The organism is Gordonia iterans, from assembly GCF_002993285.1.
Classification (GTDB): Bacteria; Actinomycetota; Actinomycetes; order Mycobacteriales; family Mycobacteriaceae; genus Gordonia; species Gordonia iterans.
The window spans coordinates 1,115,561-1,136,800 of record NZ_CP027433.1; the positions used below are offsets into that span (position 1 = coordinate 1,115,561).

Annotated in this window: 25 protein-coding genes and 1 tRNA gene; 13 read left to right on the top strand and 13 right to left on the bottom strand. The window is 68.4% G+C overall.

The annotated features are described in order from the left end of the window. Nucleotides 1–169 precede the first annotated feature (169 nt). The 6 genes from C6V83_RS05165 (at nucleotide 170) to C6V83_RS05195 (ending at nucleotide 5,761) form a co-directional block, all read left to right on the top strand. Complete coding sequence (locus C6V83_RS05165; RefSeq protein ID WP_105941492.1) at nucleotides 170–1,537, top strand: S1C family serine protease; 1,368 nt, start codon at nucleotides 170–172, stop codon at nucleotides 1,535–1,537. 63 nt (nucleotides 1,538–1,600) lie between these two features. After that, nucleotides 1,601–2,143 carry a MogA/MoaB family molybdenum cofactor biosynthesis protein gene (locus C6V83_RS05170; protein ID WP_105941493.1) on the top strand — a complete coding sequence of 181 codons (543 nt, stop codon included), beginning with the start codon at nucleotides 1,601–1,603 and terminating at the stop codon, nucleotides 2,141–2,143. Between the two features lie 415 nt (nucleotides 2,144–2,558). Then, the gene (locus tag C6V83_RS05180) at nucleotides 2,559–3,182 is read left to right on the top strand and encodes an MspA family porin (RefSeq protein WP_105941495.1); all 624 of its coding nucleotides are present in this window, start codon (nucleotides 2,559–2,561) and stop codon (nucleotides 3,180–3,182) included. 30 nt (nucleotides 3,183–3,212) lie between these two features. Next, nucleotides 3,213–3,863 (top strand): MspA family porin, encoded by a 651-nt coding sequence (locus C6V83_RS05185; RefSeq protein WP_105941496.1) that lies wholly within the window; start codon nucleotides 3,213–3,215, stop codon nucleotides 3,861–3,863. Between the two features lie 76 nt (nucleotides 3,864–3,939). Continuing rightward, a complete protein-coding gene (locus C6V83_RS05190) occupies nucleotides 3,940–4,566 on the top strand; it encodes an MspA family porin (protein WP_267893984.1) in 627 nt (208 codons plus the stop codon). 88 nt (nucleotides 4,567–4,654) lie between these two features. Continuing rightward, nucleotides 4,655–5,761 carry a PLP-dependent cysteine synthase family protein gene (locus tag C6V83_RS05195; protein WP_105943734.1) on the top strand — a complete coding sequence of 369 codons (1,107 nt, stop codon included), beginning with the start codon at nucleotides 4,655–4,657 and terminating at the stop codon, nucleotides 5,759–5,761. A 10-nt stretch (nucleotides 5,762–5,771) separates the two neighbouring features. Here C6V83_RS05195 and C6V83_RS05200 read toward each other — a convergent pair whose 3' ends face one another. The 5 genes from C6V83_RS05200 to C6V83_RS05220 all read right to left on the bottom strand — a co-directional run bounded on the left by C6V83_RS05200 (nucleotide 5,772) and on the right by C6V83_RS05220 (nucleotide 10,924). Beyond that, nucleotides 5,772–7,214, bottom strand: a complete 1,443-nt coding sequence (locus tag C6V83_RS05200; protein WP_234353867.1) for an MFS transporter — start codon at nucleotides 7,212–7,214, stop codon at nucleotides 5,772–5,774. Nucleotides 7,215–7,243: 29 nt separating this feature from the next. Further along, nucleotides 7,244–7,915, bottom strand: coding sequence for a biliverdin-producing heme oxygenase (locus tag C6V83_RS05205; RefSeq protein ID WP_105941498.1), 672 nt, complete (start codon nucleotides 7,913–7,915; stop codon nucleotides 7,244–7,246). Between the two features lie 133 nt (nucleotides 7,916–8,048). Continuing rightward, on the bottom strand, nucleotides 8,049–8,609 hold the full coding sequence (gene mscL, locus C6V83_RS05210) for a large conductance mechanosensitive channel protein MscL (RefSeq protein WP_105941499.1): 561 nt from the start codon (nucleotides 8,607–8,609) through the stop codon (nucleotides 8,049–8,051). A gap of 51 nt (nucleotides 8,610–8,660) precedes the next feature. Next, nucleotides 8,661–9,260, bottom strand: a complete 600-nt coding sequence (locus C6V83_RS05215) for an SAF domain-containing protein (protein WP_105941500.1) — start codon at nucleotides 9,258–9,260, stop codon at nucleotides 8,661–8,663. Between the two features lie 101 nt (nucleotides 9,261–9,361). Continuing rightward, complete coding sequence (locus C6V83_RS05220; protein ID WP_105941501.1) at nucleotides 9,362–10,924, bottom strand: alanine/glycine:cation symporter family protein; 1,563 nt, start codon at nucleotides 10,922–10,924, stop codon at nucleotides 9,362–9,364. A gap of 178 nt (nucleotides 10,925–11,102) precedes the next feature. Here C6V83_RS05220 and C6V83_RS05225 point away from each other — a divergent pair, with 178 nt between their 5' ends. Next, a complete protein-coding gene (locus tag C6V83_RS05225; RefSeq protein WP_105941502.1) occupies nucleotides 11,103–11,438 on the top strand; it encodes an FmdB family zinc ribbon protein in 336 nt (111 codons plus the stop codon). Between the two features lie 10 nt (nucleotides 11,439–11,448). On the opposite strand, the gene C6V83_RS05230 is transcribed toward C6V83_RS05225, so the two are convergent. Continuing rightward, nucleotides 11,449–12,033, bottom strand: coding sequence for a 5-formyltetrahydrofolate cyclo-ligase (locus tag C6V83_RS05230; protein WP_105941503.1), 585 nt, complete (start codon nucleotides 12,031–12,033; stop codon nucleotides 11,449–11,451). A gap of 103 nt (nucleotides 12,034–12,136) precedes the next feature. Between C6V83_RS05230 and C6V83_RS05235 the strand changes: the two genes are divergently transcribed. The 5 genes from C6V83_RS05235 to C6V83_RS18485 all read left to right on the top strand — a co-directional run bounded on the left by C6V83_RS05235 (nucleotide 12,137) and on the right by C6V83_RS18485 (nucleotide 16,600). Continuing rightward, a complete protein-coding gene (locus C6V83_RS05235; RefSeq protein WP_105941504.1) occupies nucleotides 12,137–13,054 on the top strand; it encodes a UTP--glucose-1-phosphate uridylyltransferase in 918 nt (305 codons plus the stop codon). A 105-nt stretch (nucleotides 13,055–13,159) separates the two neighbouring features. Beyond that, nucleotides 13,160–14,464 (top strand): molybdotransferase-like divisome protein Glp, encoded by a 1,305-nt coding sequence (gene glp / locus C6V83_RS05240; protein ID WP_105941505.1) that lies wholly within the window; start codon nucleotides 13,160–13,162, stop codon nucleotides 14,462–14,464. 20 nt (nucleotides 14,465–14,484) lie between these two features. After that, nucleotides 14,485–15,144 (top strand): GNAT family N-acetyltransferase, encoded by a 660-nt coding sequence (locus C6V83_RS05245; protein WP_105941506.1) that lies wholly within the window; start codon nucleotides 14,485–14,487, stop codon nucleotides 15,142–15,144. Nucleotides 15,145–15,360: 216 nt separating this feature from the next. After that, the gene (sepX, locus tag C6V83_RS05250; protein ID WP_105941507.1) at nucleotides 15,361–16,419 is read left to right on the top strand and encodes a divisome protein SepX/GlpR; all 1,059 of its coding nucleotides are present in this window, start codon (nucleotides 15,361–15,363) and stop codon (nucleotides 16,417–16,419) included. A 10-nt stretch (nucleotides 16,420–16,429) separates the two neighbouring features. Then, the gene (locus C6V83_RS18485; RefSeq protein WP_199832591.1) at nucleotides 16,430–16,600 is read left to right on the top strand and encodes a hypothetical protein; all 171 of its coding nucleotides are present in this window, start codon (nucleotides 16,430–16,432) and stop codon (nucleotides 16,598–16,600) included. Nucleotides 16,601–16,661: 61 nt separating this feature from the next. Here C6V83_RS18485 and C6V83_RS05255 read toward each other — a convergent pair whose 3' ends face one another. Next, complete coding sequence (locus C6V83_RS05255) at nucleotides 16,662–17,396, bottom strand: hypothetical protein (protein WP_105941508.1); 735 nt, start codon at nucleotides 17,394–17,396, stop codon at nucleotides 16,662–16,664. 93 nt (nucleotides 17,397–17,489) lie between these two features. Here C6V83_RS05255 and C6V83_RS05260 point away from each other — a divergent pair. After that, nucleotides 17,490–17,565: transfer RNA gene (locus tag C6V83_RS05260), tRNA-Ala, on the top strand. A gap of 11 nt (nucleotides 17,566–17,576) precedes the next feature. On the opposite strand, the gene C6V83_RS05265 is transcribed toward C6V83_RS05260, so the two are convergent. The 6 genes from C6V83_RS05265 to C6V83_RS05290 all read right to left on the bottom strand — a co-directional run bounded on the left by C6V83_RS05265 (nucleotide 17,577) and on the right by C6V83_RS05290 (nucleotide 20,882). Then, the gene (locus C6V83_RS05265; protein WP_105941509.1) at nucleotides 17,577–18,845 is read right to left on the bottom strand and encodes a tyrosine-type recombinase/integrase; all 1,269 of its coding nucleotides are present in this window, start codon (nucleotides 18,843–18,845) and stop codon (nucleotides 17,577–17,579) included. A gap of 1 nt (nucleotide 18,846) precedes the next feature. After that, complete coding sequence (locus tag C6V83_RS05270) at nucleotides 18,847–19,311, bottom strand: hypothetical protein (protein WP_105941510.1); 465 nt, start codon at nucleotides 19,309–19,311, stop codon at nucleotides 18,847–18,849. A gap of 15 nt (nucleotides 19,312–19,326) precedes the next feature. Next, the gene (locus C6V83_RS05275; RefSeq protein WP_105941511.1) at nucleotides 19,327–19,701 is read right to left on the bottom strand and encodes a hypothetical protein; all 375 of its coding nucleotides are present in this window, start codon (nucleotides 19,699–19,701) and stop codon (nucleotides 19,327–19,329) included. Next, nucleotides 19,698–19,958, bottom strand: coding sequence for a DUF3263 domain-containing protein (locus C6V83_RS19060; protein ID WP_108702769.1), 261 nt, complete (start codon nucleotides 19,956–19,958; stop codon nucleotides 19,698–19,700). Before C6V83_RS19060 ends, C6V83_RS05275 begins: the two co-directional genes overlap by 4 nt. 236 nt (nucleotides 19,959–20,194) lie before the next feature. After that, the gene (locus tag C6V83_RS05285; RefSeq protein ID WP_105941513.1) at nucleotides 20,195–20,599 is read right to left on the bottom strand and encodes a HicB family toxin-antitoxin system; all 405 of its coding nucleotides are present in this window, start codon (nucleotides 20,597–20,599) and stop codon (nucleotides 20,195–20,197) included. A gap of 70 nt (nucleotides 20,600–20,669) precedes the next feature. Next, complete coding sequence (locus tag C6V83_RS05290) at nucleotides 20,670–20,882, bottom strand: type II toxin-antitoxin system HicA family toxin (protein ID WP_105941514.1); 213 nt, start codon at nucleotides 20,880–20,882, stop codon at nucleotides 20,670–20,672. Nucleotides 20,883–21,240 lie beyond the last annotated feature (358 nt).

Below are 21,240 nucleotides of genomic sequence, written 5' to 3' on the forward strand. Positions count from 1 at the left end.
CCCGTCGAAAGGTCCTTGAGCCCGTCGGACGCTCCTTGAGCCCCGCCGCGCGCTCCTTGAGCCCGTCGGACGCTCCTTGAGCCCCGTCGAAAGGACCGCCTGGCCGTCACCAGCGAATCTGCAGACCTCCCTGAGCCCGCTCACAGAAACGTCACTTACTGTGGTGCGCATGACTGAGCGGGGACCCGAAGCGAACAGTTCACCCGGAACGGGGCAGTGGCGGCAGCCGCCGCCTGGACAGCCTGTTCGACCGGCGCAGCCGTACGGTCCCCCCGGACAGCAGGCTTTCGGTCCCGGCGGGCCCGCACCCGGGCAGCCGGCCCCCGGTCCGGCCTACGGCCGCCCGCAGGAAGCCACCCGCGTGATGGGGACCGGCGGCTTTCCAGTGGCTCCGCCGCCCGGCCCGCCGCTGTCCGGCCCGCCGCCGACGCCGCCCCCGTCCGGCGGCAAGGGGAGCCGCGCGCCTCTCTGGGTGGCGCTGGCCGTGGTGCTCGCGCTGATCGCCGGCGGCATCGGAAGCGCTGTCGGGGTAGTGGCCACCCGCAGCTCCGACGACGCTGCATCCAAGGTGGTGGAGCAGGGCTCGCCGAGCGCCCCGATCACCACGCAGCCGCCGGTGGAGCCCGGTTCGGTGCAAGACGTGGCCGAGCGGACGCTGCCGTCCGTGGTGTCGATCGCCGTGCAGGCCGGGAGCCAGTCGGGTTCCGGATCGGGCGTGGTGCTGTCCGAGGACGGCCTCATCATCACCAACAACCACGTGGTTTCGGCGGGCGGCAACCGGCCCGCCGACGACGTGCTGGTCAGCTTCAGTGACGGCACTCGTTCGCGGGCCAGGGTGATCGGCGCCGATGCGATGTCCGACATCGCCGTCATCCAGTCCGAGAAGAAGGGCCTCACCCCGATCTCGGTGGGAACGTCCGACAACCTGTCGGTGGGCCAGGACGTGATCGCGATCGGCTCGCCGCTCGGTCTGGACGGCACGGTGACGACCGGCATCATCAGTTCTCTCAACCGTCCGGTGTCCACCGCCGGCGCCGACGGCTCGGTGGAGTCGGTGATCGACGCGATCCAGACAGACGCCGCGATCAACCCCGGCAACTCCGGCGGTGCACTGGTGAACTCCGTCGGGGCGCTGATCGGGATCAACACTGCGATCGCGACCCTCGGCGGCGCGGACCGCGCCACCGGTTCCATCGGTCTCGGTTTCGCGATCCCGGTGGACCAGGCGATGCGCGTCGCGAACCAACTCATCAAGGGCGAGCCGGTCACGCGGGCCAGCCTCGGCGTGAACGTGCGGCCGAGCCCGGACGCCGAACAGCCCGGCGCGGTGGTGTCCGAGGTGGTCCGCGGGGGAGCGGCCGAGAAGGCGAACATCCCCCAGGGGGCGGTGATCACCGCCGTCGACGACCGCAAGATCGCCTCGTCGGAGGCCCTGGTCGCGGCGATCCGGTCGCAGCGACCCGGTCAGACCGTGAAGATCACCTACACGCACCAAGGTCGGGAGCAGGTCGCTACCGTGACATTGGGGACGGCCTGAGTGCACGGAGAATCATCCGAGTCGGCACTCGCCGCACCGCCCACGACGAGAAGTAAGGACATCATGCTCGACGCCGAGGAAGTACAAGCCGACGCCGCCGCCCGCGCGGAGAGTCTCCGTGGTGAGCGCGAGGTGCTGCTCCGCGCCCTCGTCGTGGTGGTCGACGACCGCGCGGTCCACGGAGAGGACTCCACCGGGATCGGGCCGCTGGTCTGCGAGCTGCTGGAGGAGGGCCAGTTCCACGTCGACGCCACGGTAGCCGTGCCCGGAGACGAGATCGAGATCCGCAACGCGCTGAACACCGCGGTGATCGGCGGCGTCGACCTGGTGGTCTCGGTCGGGGGAGTGGGGGTCAAGTCGCGCGACGTGACTCCGGAGGCGACCGAGCCGCTGCTCGATCGCCGGCTCCGCGGCATCGAGGAGGCGTTGCGCAGTTCGGGGCTGTCGGCCGGCGCCACGGACGGTGGACTCTCCCGCGGCATGGCAGGCGTCTCCGGCCAGACCGTCGTGGTGAATCTGGCCGACTCGCGGGCCGCGGTCCGCGACGGCATGGCCACGCTGATCCCGCTGTCGCACTACATCATCGACCAGATCACCGAGTTCTGATCGCGGGGGACGCTGTCAGTGAACTCTCAGCCTTCCTCAGGCCGGGACGGCGTCGACGAGCCGGATTGGGCCAGAAAACGTCGACTAGATGCCGTCTTCGGCAAGACGCTTTCGGACGCATCCGGGGCTTCCGGTGACGATCCTCACAGTGCTCGCGACCGCGACTGGTACGAGCGGAATCGGCCCCCGCACCACGAATAGCCGCTGGCCAGGGCCTATATGGTTACGCGCATGGTGACCGGAAACGTTCGTTAATCGTCCGTTCATCGGCAGACACCGGGCCGTAACGAAGTTACTCGGCCGTCCGATAGCGTCGGCGCATCGGATCGGTTACGGTTCTCCTCGACAGGTCTACTTAGGGTCCTCCTAGGTACCGGCCTGGACAACGTCCCCGACTCCAACGAGGAGAACAACTATGCGCAAGAACCTCATGCGCAGCGCAGTGGTGGCCGCCTCGGTCGCTGCGATCGGCGCCACCAGCCTGATCGCCGGCACCGGTGCCGCCGACGCCGCCCGCCTGCCGAACGGTGCCAAGACCACCACCGGCATCGACGGCCAGAAGGTCACCATCAAGCGCACCGGTGAGAGCTCGCGTATTCAGCGGTCTGTTGCGAACAATGGTGCGGGCCGAGCTGCCGCAGTCTCCGGTACTTACAGCGCGTCCCTGAGCAAGGGAACAGGTTTGTTGACCGTCGGCTACCTCGTTGGCTGCCAGGTCGACATCGAGGGCCTCGAGCTCGGTATCAGCGGTGCGCTGAGTCTCGACGCGGCCTCGCTGAGCGGCGCTCTGACGATCCCGCTGAAGCCCGGTCAGGTTGCGGTGGTTTCAGGTGATGATCTGAAGCTGAAGAAGGGCAAGGGCACGGTTCTAGTGGACAGCTTCCATCTGAACGTTCAGCAGTGCGGCGGCTACGCCGCAGCTCGATCGTTCGTCAAGGTCCTTGCCGCGGACGGGTACTCGACCGATGACGACGCCCTGTCGGGTGACAGCGGGTTCGTGCAGTCGACCCTCTACGGCCGCCCGTTCAGCCTCGGTTGATCCATTACTCGCAGAAGGAACTGACGAACAATGAAGAGAATGAACAAGCGCGCGGCCGCGGGTGCTGCGGTGGCCGGTGCCGCATTGATCGCCGTGAGTGGCGTTACTGCGGGCACAGCCGAGGCCGGTAAGCTCCCGGGTGGTTTCAAGCAAAAGAACCTGGGTGACGGCAACTCGCTCTCCATTCGGTTGTATGACGAGTCTGTCCAGATCACTCGATCGGTTGCCAACAACCACTTTTCTCGCGAGGTCTTCGTTTCTGGCAAGGTGCGCGTCACCACTGCGGGCGATGTCAAGGGCGGCAATATCAATGTCGGTTATCTGGTCGGCTGCCAGGTGACTTTCGGTGCCGGTGCCGGTGCCGAGGGTGGCGTCGAACAGGGCCTGACCGAAGGTGCAACTCCTGAGCCGAGTCTCGGTGCAGACGCCGGGTTCAAGCTCGGGCCGGGTCAGGCCGGGTACCAGCCGGTGATCAGCGCCAAGGTTGGCGACGACGACGAGGTCACTAACAGCTTCAACTTCGGTAACGCACGGGGCGGGGTGGCCTACAGCCAGGAGCGATTCGGCGTAGATGGTTGCGCCGGGCATGCTTCGGCGGTGGCGAAGGTGACCGTCCGGGTCGCGACTGACACCTTTAAAGGCAATGTGACGCTGTACGGCAAGCCCTTCAGTCTTGGGTGAGCCGGTGGGACTCAGACGTCGGGCGGCCGCTGCCGTCATCGCAACACTGGCTGCCGTCGGCGTGACCGCAGTCGGGGTGGGCGCAGGGAACGCCGACGCTGGCAAGCTCCCGGGGGGCTCGTTCAGCAAGTCGTTGCCCGGTGGAGGGAAGGTCTCCATCCGACTCTTCAACGAGTCCGTTCGAGTGACGAATTCTGTGGCCAACAACCACTTTTCCCGAGAGGTCTTCGTCTCAGGAACGGCCAGGGTCCTCACATCCGGGGGGATCAAAGGTGGACAGGTGACGGTGGGCTACTTGGTCGGCTGCCAGCTTACGTTCGGTGCTAGTTCGTCGACCAAGGGCGGAGTCACCACTGACTCTGCAAAGCAGTTTGCAACTCCGGAGATCACTCTGCCGAATGGCGTGACCGTACCGCCGATCGAGACTCCGCTCGCCAAGTCGAGCGGTACGAGCGCAGGGGTCACGATCGGGCCTGGGCAGGCTGTGTTTCAGCCCGTCGTTCGCTTGAAGATCGACGACACTGTGGTTAACAGCTTCAACTTCACGGGTGCGCGTGGCGGGGTCGTTTACAGTCAGGAGCGTTTCGGCGTGGACGGCTGCGCAGGATTCGCTCAGGCGAGGGCTTTGGTCAACGTCAAGGTGTCGACCGACGAGTTCAAGGGCAATGTGACCCTGTACGGCAAACCGTTCAGCATCGGCTGATCTGCTCAGCACGAGGACCCGGAACCGGGCCGCCGTCTCTGTCGAGGCGACGGCCCGGTTTCTTTCGTCCTGGGGGAGAATGGCTCTCATGGGTGAGCCTCTCGCGACCGTCGACGTGAACCGGTACGACCCCGCGCATCGCGCCTGGGTCGCCGATGCCGTCGGCCGGATCAGAGCCGAAGCCAACCGGTCCGCCGACACGCACCTCATCCAGGTGCCGTTGCCCGCCGACTGGAACGTCGACCTCTACCTGAAGGACGAGTCGACGCATCCCACCGGATCCCTCAAGCATCGGCTCGCGCGCTCGTTGTTCCTGCATGCGCTGTGCAACGGGTGGATCCGCGAGGGCATGCCGGTGATCGAGGCGTCGAGCGGCTCCACCGCGGTCTCCGAGGCCTACTTCGCGCGGATGATCGGCGTGCCGTTCGTCGCGGTGATGGCCGAGTCGACGAGCCGGAACAAGATCGAGCTCATCGAACGGCAAGGCGGCCGGTGTCACCTGATCGCCGATCCGAGCCGGGTGTACGACGTCGCCGAGCAGCTCGCCGCCGAGAACGGCGGACATTACATGGACCAGTTCACCTACGCGCAGCAGGCGACGGATTGGCGCGGCAACAACAATATCGCCGAGTCGATCTTCGAACAGCTGTCGTTGGAGCGCTTCCCGGAACCGGAGTGGATCGTGGCGACGGCCGGGACGGGAGGCACCTCGGCGACCATCGCGCGGTATCTGCACTACACGGGTCGGCGGTCCGGCGTGTGCGTCGCCGACCCGGAGAACTCGGCGTTCTTCCCGGCCTGGCGCGACGATGAGTGCCGGACGCGCACGGCAGTCGGCTCGCGGATCGAGGGGATCGGCCGACAGCGCGTGGAACCGAGCTTCCTGGGCAGTGCGATCGACCGCATGATGTCGGTGCCCGACGCCGCGTCCATCGCCGCCGTCCGGCATCTGGAGACGCTCATCGGGCGGCGGGCCGGCGCGTCCACCGGGACCGGACTGTGGGCGGCGTACCGGATCATCGCCGAGATGGTTGCCGCGGGGCGGCGCGGCAGCGTCGTCGCGCTGCTCTGTGACCCGGGGGAGCGCTACCTGGACAAGTACTACTCGGACGAGTGGGTGACGCAGGCCGGTCTGGACCTGGCCCCGTATCAGGAGCAGTTGGCGCACTTCTTCGGCACCGGTGCGCTGAGTTGAGGACGGCGGCTCAGCGAGCGAGTGGGACATCCTGTTCGGCACGGACCGCTTCGCCGCGCAGATGCGGCGCGACGAGTGCGCCGAGCAGCAACACCACGGTGACGCCGATGATCACCGAGCCGATGCGCGTCATCCCGGCGTCGTCGAACCGGCCCCCGGTGATCAACGCCAGGATCGCCACCGCGAGGTTCGCGCCGACGAACATCATGGTGCGGTACATGCCGATCGCCATGCCCACCGCCTCGGCCGACGACGCCGCGTTCACCAGGTTCTGGTTGGCGATGTTGTAGAGACCGTTCGGGACGCCGAGCGCACCGGCGACCACCACGAGTACCCACACCGGTGCCGAGGTCTTCTCGAAGAAGGTCACCCCGATCCCGGCGCCGAGCAGGGCGAGCCCGGCCGCGAGGAGAGTGATCCGCGCACCGAACCGGCGGAAGATCACGGTGCCGCCCAGGGTGGCGACCACCCCGATCGAGGCGAGCGGGAGCATGATCAGTCCCGCCTGAGTCGGGGTCATGCCGCGCACCTGCTGGAGCCACTGCGGGATCCCGAAGAACGTGAGATAGAACGTCACGTACACCCCCACCACCCGGATCAGCGTCCACCGCAGCGGTGCGTTGGCCCGCAGTTCCCGGACGTGCAGGAAGGGATCGTCGACGTGCAGTTCCACCGCGACGAACACCGCCAGTGCGACCAGGGCCGCCAGACCGACCCACCAGGCGGGCGCGCCGCGCAGGGAGATCAGGAAGAACATCGTCGGGGTCAGCGTCGCGACGAAGAGCACGGCACCGAGCAGGTCGAAGGCACGCAGCGTCTTGGCGACGCCGCCCGCCGTCCCGGTCCGGTTGCCGACGTCGCCGACGTCGACCGCCATGATCGCGGCGGCGCTGAGCAACACCATCGGGAAGTTGACCCAGAGGATCGCCTGCCAGCCGAACGCCCCCACCAGCAGCCCGCCCAGCGTGGGGCCCAGCGCGGCCGTCGACTGGCCGGTGATCACCAGGGCGGTGATCGCGTGCCGGGTGCTGCGCTGATGTCGTTCGCCGTCACCGCGGATGATGGTCATCGCGTTCGGAGTGTGCACCGAGATCCCGGTGCCGATCACGGCGTAGGCGGCGATCAGCCAGCCGATCGACGGAGCGAGCATACCGATGGTGGCCCCGAGGCCGGTGAGCGCGAGACCGGCGACGAACACCCGGCGAGCGCCGAACACCGCCCCGAAGCGGCCGGCCATCGGGGCGCACACGGCGGTGGCGATGTACATCGCGGAGATCACCCACGAGGTGCTCTCGCCCGAGGCGAAGTGCACCGAGATCGCGACCGTGCCGATCGAGATCATGGTCGCGTTCAGCGGTTGCAGGACGGTGCCGGTCGCGGCGCCGCCGACGACGGAGAACGGGACGGACTTCCCGTGGGTGTCGGAATCGTGGCCCGGGGCGGCGTCGGCCACCGGCCGATCTGGCGCCACCGAGCGCGGGGTCAGTCGCGTGCGAAGACGTCGAGCTGGGCGCCCAGCTCGGCGAACAGCGCGCGGTTCAGTTCGAACGCACGACGGACCTCGTCGACCACGCGCAACCGGTCCTGCGGGGACAGCGCGTCGCCGACCGCATCGAGCTTCTCGCGGTAGACGTCCTTGTACGGCTTGTTCTTGCCGATCTCGGCGAAGTCGTAGAAGGCCAGACCCCGACCGTTGAGATCGAAGGTGCGGTTGAGCAGCGCGCCGACCGCCTGACCGCCGGACAGATCGCCCAGGTACCGGGTGTAGTGGTGGGCCAGGTACAACCCGCCCCACGAGGCGGACGCGGCGATGGCCGCGGCGTACGCGGCGGCGGCCTCCGAGTCGGTGTCCACCGGCTCACCGGGCGCCCAATGCGCCAGGTCGTCGTCGATGGCCGCGGTGCGCTCGAGACCGGCGTCGATCAGCGGTCCGGCGATCGGATCGCCGGTGAGTTCCCGGCCGAGCGTCTCCAGCGTCGCGTACACGGGGCGCAGCGCGCGAAGATACGCGACGTAGCCGGCCTCGTTGACTTTGCCTCCGAGGAGCCTCTCCATGAACAACGAGTGCTCGGCCTGGTCGTGCTCGGCGGCCGAGCCCTGCTTCATCGCCGCCGACAGCGACAGGTCGGCGAGTTCGACGGGGGTCGTGGTCATAGTCGTGCTCCTGAGATCGTCGGGGCGCGATGGCGACACCCCCCTCAACGGCAAGGGTAGCCCGGACCGCACAAGGCCGTTGTCTGCACCCCTCGGTGCAGACAACGGCCTTTCGTGGGCCCGGGCCCGCGGCTCAGCGCGAGTGACGCCCGGGACCGTCTGCCGGCGGGTACTGACCCGGCGCCGGGTTCGGCGTCGGCGGCAGTCCGCCCAGCGGCTCGCCCACGGCCGGCGCGGCGGGGCGGGCGGCGGACAGCAGGTCGCGGATCTCGGCGAGGAGGCCGACCTCGGTCTGCTCGGCTTCCTCCTCCGCCGACGCGTCACGGCGGGCGGCGGCCAACTCGTTGAGCTTGTTGTAGGGCACGATGATCAGGAAGTAGACCACCGCGGCGACGATCAGGAAGTTGATCGTCGCGGCGATCACTTGACCGATGTCGATCGTGGTCGCCGGCGCACCGTCCTTGATCTGCCAGGCCAGGCCACACACCTGCACGGCCGCCGACTGTTCCGAGTCGGCACCGGTGGTCATCGTCTGACCGCAGTCCTGACCTGTGGGGATCGCCGCGAGCAGCGGGCTGATGATGTGATTGGTGAACGCCGTGACGATCGCCGTGAACGCTGCTCCGATGATGACGGCGGTGGCCAGCTCGACCACGTTGCCGCGGAGGATGAATTCCTTGAAACCCTTGAGCATGGGTCGACCTTAACGCAGTTCGCCCCGGTCAGTGCGGTAACAGCGGCACCCTCAATGCAGAATCAGGGTCAAGGCGGTGGCGAGTCCGGCCCCGGCGACGGTCCGCGCCGGACCCTCCGCCATCGCGAGCAGCACCGGTGACGAACCCGCCGGACCGGACTTCGGCTCGGGGGCGGCAGGCACCGCGACCACCGCGCGGGTGGCCAGCACACGGGCCTCCTCGTCGAGTACGTCCACCACATCCCCGGCGCGCAGCAGCCCGGCGACCGCCGGATCGGCGGTGCGCACAGGCACCAGGCGCGCGCGGGGATCTCCGGTCAATGCGGCGGGCAGGCGGGAGGAGAGCAGTCGGCCGGCGGTGAGCGCCTCGCCCGGTGCCACCGCCCCGGCGAGACGGCCGCCGACGGCCTGGCCCGGCTCCCGGAGAACGCCGGGCAGAGCCGCGCCTGCGGGCACCTGACGCACGCGGACGTCGTCGTCGTGCACGACGACGCCGGGCCGCAGCTGGTGCGCCGCGACCAGCACCGACTCGGTGCGCTCGCGCGCGTGACCGGTCACCGCGAGTGCGGCGGCGGCGATGAGCAGTAGGACGGCGAGGCCGCGTCGCACGACGACGGCCCGCGGGCGCGGCAGGTCGGTGAGCGTGATCATGCCTGGACGCTATCGGCGTTCGCCGTGCGGTGGGCGACGCCGTCCACAGGCTCGTCGTGCCGCGGCCGAGTTGTCCACAGGACTTCGGCGCGCCGCCCCGGTTACGTGGCGCGGGTGTCCAGTGCCACGTCGCGCTCCCGCGGCGGGGGACCGGTGTAGGTCTCCCAGAAGGTCGCCCCCTGGATGCCGAGCGGCTTCGGGTCGAACACCGGATCCAGGCCCTGCTTGCGCTGACGCTCGTAGTCGCGGAGGGCCTTGAGCGCGGGCACCTGGATGATCACGATCGCGATCAGGTTGAGCCAGGCCATGCTTCCGACGCCGATGTCGCCCAGGGTCCACGCGTCTTTGGCCTCGGCCACGGATCCGTAGACCACCGACGCCAGGATGAGGGCCTGCAGGACGATGGTCAGGTTCTGTCCGACGGTGCTCTTCAGCGCCGGGATGTAGGTCTTGGCCGCATCGCCGAGCATGAAGCGCAGGTTCACCTCGGCCATGTAGTAGTAGGCCACGATCGTGGTGAAGCAGAAGAAGATCAGCGAGATCGCGACGAACGACGCTCCCGCGCCGCTCCACATCGTGTCGAACCCGGTCTGCACGTAGCTGGAACCGACTTCGCCCTGGACGTAGGGGGCGGCGGCGGGGCCGGTGTGCATGATGCCGCCGGCCTCCGATTCGTCGTTGAACACCCGGTACGCGCCCGTGCACAGGATCAGGAAACCGGTCGTCGAGCACACGAACAGCGTGTCGATGTAGACGGCGAAGGACTGCACCAGGCCCTGCTTGGCGGGATGGCTCACCTCGGCGGCCGCCGCAGCGTGCGGGCCCGTGCCCTGACCGGCCTCGTTCGAGTAGAGGCCGCGCTTGACGCCCCACATGATCGCCGAACCGATGATCGCGCCGAACGCGGCGTCCGCGCCGAAGGCGCTGGAGAAGATCAGCCGGATCACTTCGGGAACCTGACCCGCGTTGAACAGCACGACGATGATCGCCAGGAGGATGTAGAGCGCGGCCATGAACGGAACGACGAACGCGGCGAAAGCCGCGATTCGCTTGACCCCGCCGATGATGACGAAGCCGAGCACCAGCGCGACGATCACGCCGACCACCCAGGTGGTCGCACCCCAGGCGTTGTTCGCCGAGTCGGCGATGGAGTTCGCCTGGATGTTCGGGAGGAGCAGGCCGCAGGCGATCAGGGTCACGAAGGCGAAGATCCAGGCGTAGACCTTGAACAGGCTGCCGGCGCGGGTGTGCGCCATCGCCTTCTTGATGTAGAAGGCCGGGCCGCCGCGGTACTCGCCGGTCACCGGATCCGGGGTCTTGTAGATCTGGCCGAGCGTGCACTCGACGAACGACGTCGAGGCGCCGAGGAAGGCCACGATCCACATCCAGAAGAGTGCGCCGGGCCCGCCGAAGGCGATCGCGGTGGCCACGCCGACGATGTTGCCGGCGCCGACACGGCCGGCCAACGACACCGCCAGCGCCTGGAACGACGAGATTCCCTGCGGGGACGATTCGCCCTTCACGATCAGCTGGACCATGTTCTTGATGTGTCTGACCTGCAAGAATCTGGTGATCACCGAGAAGTAGACGCCGGCTGCGAGCAACAGGTAGACGAGCCACTCGCTCCAGATGTATCCGTTGACGGTGTCCAGGAAATCAGTCATCGCTTCTCCGTGTTTCGGTCCTGGGCCTGTGAGCCCGGTCAGGTTTCGAAGTGTGACACACCGCGCATTACGTGCGGGTTACTTCGCGGTACAACCTCCGTCGCCTGGCACTCGGAATGCGCGAGTGCCAACAGCGGTTACAATCAAGGCCAGTCTTTTGAACTCCGGAGGTATCCCTGTGCCCACGTACAGCTATGCGTGCACCGACTGTGACAACAAGTTCGACGTCCAGCAGTCCTTCTCCGACGATTCGCTGACGACCTGCCCGCAATGCGAGGGCAAGCTCCGCAAGCTCTTCAACTCGGTCGGCGTCGTGTTCAAGGGCAGCGGCTTCTACCGCACCGATTCGCGTTCCGGTTCGGGTTCGCTGCCCTCGGGGGACAGCAAATCGTCCTCGTCGAGCAGCGACTCGTCGTCGAACAGCACCTCCTCGACCAGTGCGTCCTCGACCAGCGCGACGTCGAACGGTGCCTCGTCGTCGAGCAGCACCGCTGCGCCGGCCGCGGCGTCCTGACCCGCGCAGATCAGCGTTCGACCGGCTCGAATTCGCCGGTCGGGGTGAGGATCCAGTCGACGCGGACGTCGTTCTCGTCTTCGGGCAGTTCGCCGTCGACCACCTCGGCGTCGTGCACGACGGCGACGATCTGCCCGGGCATCCCGGCGAGCGTGCGGTCGTAATAGCCGGCGCCGCGGCCCAGGCGCACGCCGCGCCGGTCCACCGCCACCGCCGGGACAAGGATCAGTTTCGCGTCGACCAGCGCGTCCGGGTCGAGCCGGATGCCCTGCGGCTCGAGGAGATTCCACCGGCCTTCTTCGAGGTGCTTCTCGCCCCGGTAGACCCCCCACTGCAGTCGTTGCGGTTCGCCTTCGGGCACGATCGGGAGCAGCACGCGCAGTCCCTGGTCGAGCAGCGCGTCGAGCATCGCGGTGCCGCCGGGCTCGCGGCGGGTCGCGACGTACGCGGCGACGGTGTCGCCCTCGTTCACCTCGACGGGCAGCGCGTACATCGACACGGCGAGCTCGCCGATGGCCTGCGACAGGATGAACGGGCTCATGGCGTCGCGGGCGGCGAGCAGTCTGCGGCGGAGCGCGTCCTTCTCGACGGTCATCTCGGCGGGTCCCTTCGTTCGCGCCGGCAGTGGAGCGTTCCGGCAAGGCGATTGCCAGGGCTCCTTGACGATACTGCCAGAATCGGGCAGTAAGGTGCCCCTCATGTCGCAGTCGAAAATCCCCCACACCGCGGTGGTTCCGGCGGCCGGGCTGGGAACCCGCTTCCTGCCGGCCACCAAGACGGTGCCGAAGGAGTTGCTCCCGGTGGTCGACACGCCCGGGATCGAGCTCGTGGCCGAGGAGGCCAAGTCCGCCGGCGCCGAGCGGCTGCTGATCATCACCTCGCCCGGCAAGGACGGCGTCGTCGCGCACTTCGTGGAAGATCTGGTCCTGGAGCACACGCTCTCCTCGCGGGGCAAGGAGGCGATGCTCGCCAAGGTCCGCAACGCGCCGTCGTTGCTGGAGGTGGCCTCGGTGGTGCAGGACAAGCCGCTCGGCTTGGGGCACGCGATCGGCTGTGTGGAGGCCGAGCTGAGCGACGACGAGGACGCCGTCGCGGTGCTGCTGCCCGACGACCTGGTGCTCCCGGGCGGCGTGCTGACCAAGATGGCGGAGGCTCGCGCGCAGTACGGCGGCAGCGTCCTGTGCGCCATCGAGGTGAACGACGCCACCATCAGCGCTTACGGCGTGTTCGACGTCGCCGATGCCGACCCGGTCCCCTCGACGGGCTCGGGGAACGGGGGCCCGGACGTCAAGCGGGTCAAGGGCATGGTCGAGAAGCCGCCGGCGGACCAGGCGCCGTCGAACCTGGCCGCGGCCGGCCGGTACATCTTGGACCGCAAGATCTTCGACGCGCTGCGGGAGATCACCCCGGGCGCGGGCGGCGAATTGCAGATCACCGATGCCATCGCGCTGTTGATCGAGCGGGGCGAGCCGGTGCACGTCGTCGTGCATCGGGGCACCCGGCACGACCTCGGGAATCCCGGGGGATACCTCAAGGCGGCCGTCGACTTCGCCCTCGATCGGGACGACTACGGTCCCGAACTCCGTGAATGGCTGCAGGAGCGGCTGGGGCAGTAGGCGGCGGGCCGGTTCCGCGCGCCTGCCCGGCCGCGCGGTGAGCGTTGATTAACCTCGAACCAGCAGGCCGTCGACGCCGGGAACGCCCGGCGGTGAGGAGTAGACATGCGCTCGGTGCAGGACCAGTTGTCTCTGGTGGCCGCTTCGGTGGTGGCCCCGCGACCGGTCCAGGTGGCCATCTCCGAGGCGCAGGGGCTGCTCTGTGCCGAAGAAGTGGTGACTACCGCGCCGCTGCCGAGCTTCGATCAGGTGGCCGTCGACGGATACGCGGTCCGGGCGGTGGACGTGACGCTCGCCGGTCAGGAGGCGCCGGCCGAGATGGCCGACCTGGACACGGCGGGCATCGAGGTTTCGCGGCCCGGCGACGGCGACGAACTGGTGGTCCACCTTCCGGTGGTCGGCGACGTCGCCGCCGGTTCGCGCACGCCGATCCGGTTGCAGCCGGGCCAGGCCGTGCGCGTGCAGACCGGCGCTCCCATGCCGACGCTCGCCGACGCCGTGGTGCCGTTGCGCTGGACCGACGGCGGCGATCAGCGGGTGATGATCGGGCACGGCGTGGACACCGGCGACTACGTCCGCCGGGTCGGCGACGATGTGCAGCCCGGCGACGTCGCCGTCCGCGAGGGCGAGGTGATCGGGCCGGCGCAGGTGGCGCTGCTGGCCGCGGTCGGCCGCGCGCGCGTGCTGGTGCACCCGCGCCCACGGGTCGCGATCATCTCCGTCGGCGACGAACTGGTCGACATCGACCGCGACCCCGGACCCGGGCAGGTGTACGACGTCAACAGCTACGGGCTGGCGGCCGCGGCGCGCGACGCCGGCGCCGACGTGCACCGCGTCGGTGCGGCCCTGCGCGACTCCGAGCGCCTCCGCGAGGTGGTGGAGGCACAGCTGATCCGCTCGGAGATCGTGGTCCTGTGCGGTTCGGTCGGTGGCGAGGCGTCGCGGGCGGTGGTGGAGGCGCTCAGCGACCTCGGCGACCTGGAGATCTCTCGGATCGCCATGCACCCGGGCTCGGTCCAGGGCTTCGGGCTGCTCGGCCGTGACGAGATTCCGACCTTCTGGCTGCCGGCCAACCCCGTGAGCGCGCTGGTGACCTTCGAGGTGATGGTGCGGCCGCTCATCCGGATCGCGCTGGGCAAACGCCAGCCGATGCGGCGCACGGTGTCGGCGCGGACCGTCGGTCCGATCGTGTCGGTGGCCGGGCGCACCGGGTATCTGCGCGGGCAGCTGATGCGTGACGAGCGGTCGGGCGAGTACCTGGTCCAGGTGATCGGCGAATCCGACAGCGGCACTTCGCATCTGCTGGCCGAGCTGGCGGACGCGAACTGCCTCATCGTCGTCGACGAGGACACCGAGGAACTGGAGACCGGGGATCGCGTCGAGGTCATGTTCCTGGCCCAGCGCGGCTGATCCCCGCCTAGACTCCATTCATGCTCCGATGGCTGGTCGACTCGCCGACCCATCCCGGATGGCCGGCGACGCTCGGGCCGCTCCGCGTCGAGGCGGGCGTGCTGACGGTGCGCCCGATTCGGGCCCGGGACGCGCGCGAGTGGAGCAGGCTTCGCATCAAGAACCAGAACGAGCTGATGCCGTGGGAGCCGACCGGGATCGGCGCGTGGAGCCGGCGGCACCAACCGTCGTCGTGGGCGCCGCTGAACTCCATCCTGAGGGCGGAGGCCCGGCGCGGGACCGTGCTGCCGTTCGTGATCGAGGTGGACGGGGCGTACGCGGGGCAGTTGACCGTCGGCAACATCCAGCGCGGCGCGGTGCGCAGCGCCTGGATCGGCTACTGGGTGGATTCCGGCTTCAGCGGGCAGGGCGTCGCGACCGGCGCGGCGGCCCTCGGGGTGGACCACTGCTTCGGCCCGGTCGGACTGCATCGGCTCGACGCCACCGTGCAGCCGGACAACGCCGGCTCGCAAGCGGTGTTGCGCAAGCTCGGATTCCGGGAGGAGGGCCTGCTCAAGCGGTACATGGATGTGAACGGCCGGTGGCGCGACCACCTGCTGCTGGCACTCACGGTCGAAGAGGTGGTCGAGACCGCGGTGGACACTCTGATCCGTGGCGGTCGTGCGTGGGCGGTGAACTGAGGCCGGGGCGTCTGCTGACGACACCGGCCGCCTGCGCTCCGCCGAGGGCATATTGCCCTCCGTTCCGCTGAGGCGGCCGGTGTCGTCCGCCCGGCCTGAGAATTCCCCGAGTGCGCGGCGCGCCTGAATCGTCTGTGCGGCACGGGGATCTAGTGTCGTTTCCTGGGGAGTTCGATCGTCGAACGCCCGTCGGCCTGGAGGAGGGAGCGTCACGCCATGAACTCATCGATCCTGTGGATCTTCCTGATCGCGGCGTGGCTGTTCATCCTGTTGCCGATGGTGCTGCGCGGTCGACCGGAGGTCAAGAAGACCACCGAGGCCGTGGCCAACACCCGGCTGCTGCATCGTGGCGGTTCGGCCGCGGCGGCGCGTCGTCGTGCCGGGCGCCACCCGAGCGATCCGAAGTACGTGCGCACACCTGCCGAGCCCGTCTTGAAGCGGGCGGAGCCCGAGGAGGCTGACGTGCCCGAGAATGACGCCGACCAGAACGATGCTGCTCGGGATGACGCCGACGTGATCGACGCCGACGGGATCGACGCCGACGTGATCGAGGCCGTCGACGCCGAGACGGAGGTCGAGGTGACCGACGTGATCGACGCCGTGTCGGACGACTTGGACGCGGACGACGACCTGGACGCGGACGACGACCTGGACGCGGAGGCCGAGTTCGAGGAGGGCGAGGACGCCGACGACGAGGGCGGCGCGGACGACGACCTCGAGGACCACGACGAGTGGGACGAGCTGGACGACTTCACCCCGATCGACGAGGAGCTGCCGGTCCGCAAGACCGTCGAGCGGCCCTCGCGCGAGGAGCGCGGTCGCGGGGTGTACACGCCGGACAGGATCGCCGAGCGGGATGCCAAGCGGTATCGCGATCGTCGTCGTACGTCTGCCGGTCTGATCGCGGCGACCGTGCTGGCCGTGGCGAGTTGCTTCTTCTGGCAGCCGTACGGATTCATCGCGGCAGCGGCCATGGTGGTACTGCTGGGCCTGTACCTGTTCTTCCTGCGCCGTACGGCGCTCGCCGAACAGCAGTTCCGGGCGCAGCGGGCGGCCCGGCTGCGCCGGCATGCGGCCGAAGACGAGCGGCTGCGTCGCGAACAGGAGGCGCAGCTGCCGGTGCGTGGTACCGCCCGTGCGCGGCGCCGTCCCGGCGGCATGATCGTGCTGGAGCTCGACGACGAGGATCCGTCGTTCGACCACCTGCCCCTCTACGATTTCACCTACGCCTCGTCGGCCGATACCGTCGACGACGAATACCGACACGCGGGATAAGGGGAGCAGCATGAGCGACGAGTGGTACTACGACGTCTCCACCGGCGAAGTGAGCAAGGGCAAGGTGCCGAACGCGCTGAACCGGATGGGGCCGTACCCGGACGAGGCCACCGCACGTCGCGCCCTGGAGATCGCCGCCGAACGCAACGCGACCGCCGACGCCGAGGACGAGGACGACTAGGTCTTCGACCGCGGCGGCACAGCGCTTTCGAGGCTTCACGCCTCTTTCGAGAACCCCGGGGTCAGTCGTCGACGGCCGCGGGGTTCTCTGCTATCCACTCCTGGGACGCGGTGACAGCGCGGTGCAGCGCGATGCGCTCGCCGACGTAGGTGGCGGGTGCGCCGAGCAGCGGTATCCAGCCGAGGTGGCGGAAGATCGCCGGGGCTTGAGGTCGTGCTGAGAGCGAGGCCTCCAGCTTCCGCAGCCACATCGCCATGTCCCAGAGGCCCTTGACGACGGCCTTGAGCAGTCCGGCGCCGGACTCGGGGAACTCGCGCGGAGCATCGTGCTCGAGGTCGGTGCCGTCGACGTCGCGCCCGAAGAGGACCGCGCCGAGCATGGCGATCTGGTCGCTGCGGCTCAGGACGCCGTAGACGCGGCCGACCGCCAGCACCATCAGCGCCTGGCTCGCCGCGCCGAGCAGGGTGCCGACGGGGAGCTTCTTGGTCCAGGCCCCGAACATGCCGGGGAAGGCGACGGCGACGGTGTTCAGCGAGCCGACGCGCTTGACCCACCATTCGGCGCGTTCTTGAAGGGTCAGCTTCTCCCAGCCGGCGGTGCCGGGCCAGTCGGCGACGTTGAGCGCGGTGGCGGCCAGGTCGGCCGTCGAGGTCGGGATCGCGTCCCACCAGCGGCGCCCGAAGGTGCGGGGTTTCAGGTCGAAGGGATCCGACCGGGTCAGAATGTCGAGGATCGGGTCCGCGACCGCCGCAGTGTGGTCGAGGAGCTTCGCGATCTCGGCGTCGTTCATGGCCATGGCTCACCACCGTACCGGTGCCCGCGGCGCCCCGGATTGGGCGACACCGGGACCGCTGCTAGACTGATCTCCGGTTCACTCACGGTGTTCCACGGGGCTATGGCGCAGTTGGTAGCGCGACTCGTTCGCATCGAGTAGGTCAGGGGTTCGATTCCCCTTAGCTCCACCAGAACAAGCAGGTCAGACCGCCTCACCCGGCACACGGGTGGGGCGGTTTTCTGCATCAGGTACCGGTAACTCACCGGAAACGATCGGGGCGAGCCGGTCCAGAACATGCCGGACATCGCCGGTCACCTTCTTGCGTTGCACGTAGTGCTTGCGCGCGATGTCCGGTGACGTGTGCCCCAACTGCTCGGCGGCGGCCTCCATGCCGACTTCGTCCGCGAGGATTGTCGCCACCGTCTTGCGGAACGTCTTCGGCGATACCCAATCGAACATGTCGGCCGGACCATCCGGCTTCCCATCCGGGACATAGACGACGGTGCTGCGGGCATCGCGGAATTGCCTTCGGGTATTCGCTGTGGTGCGGGGACCGCCGTCGCGCGACGGGAACACCAGCCCCAACTCGTTCGACGGCAGATCCCGGGCTCGTTGGCGCTGCAAGGCGGCGACCATGAAGTCGGGGACGATCAGCCAGTGCTGGCTCGTCGAAGTCTTCGGGCGGGGCTGGTACTCGCCGCGCTTGTTGATGGCGCCGGCGAGATACACCATTGTCGGCGACAAGTCGGTCGCCCACCGGATGTGCTCCCACTGGAACGCCAACACTTCGCTGATGCGGCCACCGGAGCCGATGAGGCAGTCGGCTAGATCGGGGAAGTCCGGGCCGCGTTTCGGGCCGAACCTGTTGGTGCCCGCCCGGGTCGCGATGCGAATCCGCAACTGCTGGAGCTCGTCGATCGTGAGGGCACGCGCCTCGTCTGGGGTCGAGCTTCTTCGGGTGGTGTCTCTGACCGGGTTGCGGGTCACGGCGTCGTGCTGCGCGGCGAGGGTGAACATGCCGGACAGGACGGTTCGGCACTGCCTGGATCGTGAGTCCGTGGCGACGGCGCGGAGGAAGGCGTCGAGGACGCCGACGGTCGACTCACGGATCTGGACGTTCCCGAGTCCGGGCAGGATATGCAGGTCGAGGAGCTCTCGGTCGTTGTCGAGTGTGCCGGCGGCGTAGTCGCCGGACTCCTTGCGGCGCGTGTACCAGTACTCGGCGAGGGCGCTGATCGTGGTCGAGGGTGTGAGTTCGACGGTGCCGCCGCTGCCGCTGGGCGCGGCGCGGTGGGTGAGTGCTTCGATGAGGGCGCGTTCGGCTTTCGCGCCGGTGGAGTGGAACCGAGTGACGATGCGAGTCTGGCCGTCGAAGTCGCGGTAGCGCGCGCGGGCGCGCCATCGGCCGGGCGCGACCTCGAAGCGGGTGATCCTCCCGCATGATCCGAGGGGGAGCGGTGGGCGTCCCATGTCAGGGGCAGTGGTCGACGACGTCGAGCCCGGAGACGCCCTTGGCTTCTAGGGTCGTCTGGATGGTCGCGAGGTCTTGGTGCTTGTTCCCGGCGTAGATCACGACGTCGCCATTGGTGAGGACTCGGCCGTCGTCACCCATCCCGGCGTCGCATACCGACTTAGCGAACGCCTTGTCGCCGTCGCCGGCCGGAGAGGTGCGGATCTGCCAGTTCTCGCCGCCCTGGACGCAGAAGGTCATCTGTTGTTCGGGGCTGCATTGGTAGCCGAGGGCTTCGAATGCGGCGATGACGGTGTCCTCAGTGGCTTTTGCCGCGGCAGTTGTCGTGGATTGACTGGCCGGGGCCGGAGCGTTCGCGGTAGGCGAGTTCGGCGTCCAACCGGTGTCGCGGTCGTCGTCGGAGCATCCCGCGACTGCGAGGACCGCGACAGCGGCTGCGGCGAAGGGGAGGTGTCGGAGGTTCATGTCGGGTGATGCCTTTCAGTTGGCGGGTTCTGGCCGGTCGGTGGTGAGGGCGCGGATCAGGCCGACGATGTGGGTGCGTTCGGCCGCGGTGAGCCGGTCGGTCGTCGCCGGCAACTGCACGGCGAGCAGCGACGGCTGGGTGGGGATCTTGATGCCGAGGGCCGCGGCGAACGCGAGGACGATGGTGTCTTCGCCGACGTCGAGCGCCTTGGCGAGGCCGGCGATGGTGTCGGTGGTCTTGGGCCATTCGCGGGGGCCGGCGGTGCCGAGGGAGGCGAGTTGCTGGTGGCTGACCAGGTTGCCCCCGGCGGCTGCGAGGGTGCGGTAGGACCAGCCGGTCTCTTCGCGGCGGGCGGTGATCAGGTCGGTGATGGTCGGGTGCTCGGTCATGGGCGGCCTTGTCGTCGTTGCCGGATCCGTCGCAGCCGGTTGACGAGCGTCGGGTTGTCGGCGAGGGCGGCCTCGGAACCGGCTTCCCGCTCGACAAACGGGCCTTGTCGACCGCACTCATCACCGGTGCGGCCGGCAACACGTCGGTCGGCGCGAAACCTGCTCGAGCGGCGTTGATGGCGTCGATGAACGGTTCGACCGGGCCGCCCTTGCCCTGGGTGAAGCACGACGGGTCGAAACTCGGATCGGGATCCCATCCGGGGCGGCCGTACACGCGCACCCGGACGACTTGGACGCCGAACGAGCCCTTGACCTGATCGACTCCTGCGATGGCGCCGAGGGGGATCACCCACGGTGACGACTTCTTCAAGTGGCCTTGTGCGGTGAAGCCCTTGTGCGTGAGCGTGAGTGTTCCGGCCTGCTTGTCGAGAACTGCGGTGCAGTTCGTCCCTTCGTACGTGATCATGCGCCCGGCACTATCCGGTGGCGGGTGTCAGGAGTTCACGAGTTGGCTGACTCGTTGGAAGCTCACCCCGATCACGTTCCCGATGTCTCGGAGTGGGACGCCGGCCGCGCGTAGGGTCTTCGCGACGGAGGTGGATGCTTCGATCGCTTCGGCCTCGGCGGCTTTCGCTGCGGCGCGGGTTCGCGCGATCCGTTCGGCCTCGGCGGCAACGTCGAGGCCGCCAACCTCGACGTGGATGTCGAGGGTGAAGGTCGACGGTGCGACGTCGGCGGCGGTGCAGATGAGGTCGCGGGCCTCGCTGGCGATGTCGCTGTATTCGCGGGTCTGAGTGAGGATTGGTTCGCCGTCGAAGGTGTCGCGGATGGCAGGTACTGCGATCATCCACCAGCCGTCGGAATGGGTGACGTCGACTCGGTATGTGGTGGTGTTCATGGTTGGTGTCTCCTTTGGAGGTTCGGGGTCGGTTTGGGGCGGGTGACAGGGTCCGCCCCTCAACTGCCCGCTACTTCGGGCAGTTGGCCTGGCAGTCCTCGATGGCTTTGAGGATCTTCCGGAGGACGCCGGGGCTGATCTCCCGGTGGCCGTCGGGGACAGTGACCGGGACGCGTCCGTGGGGGCACCGGTAGGTGGCGTGGCTGCCCTTGCCGTCGGTCCGGGTGAACCCGGCCTTCTTGAGCCGCTTGACGGTGGTCCGGGTCGGTTCGCTCGCGATCATGCGCTATTCTAGCGCACTAGAACAGAAATGTCTAGCCGATTGACAAGTAGGTTCTATCTGACTAGAACTGCGATATGAGTAAGGGTAAGCAGACCACCATCACGCATACCGGATCGCCAGCCGCTACGAAGGGCTGCCGACTCGCGAGAATGCCACCGCTATGCGCAATCGGATCGGCACCCCCCGGGTCCTGGATGTGATCATGGGAGTTTCTCGACAACCCTGACGCACACACCACGGGACCCATGTCAGAGCCTCCTGCTGACGTTGCCGATTGCGGGATCGACCCTGTCGCTGCCACCGCGCGGGGGTCACCGCCCGGACCAACCGCAGTCCGAACACTGTGATCGCTGCGAGC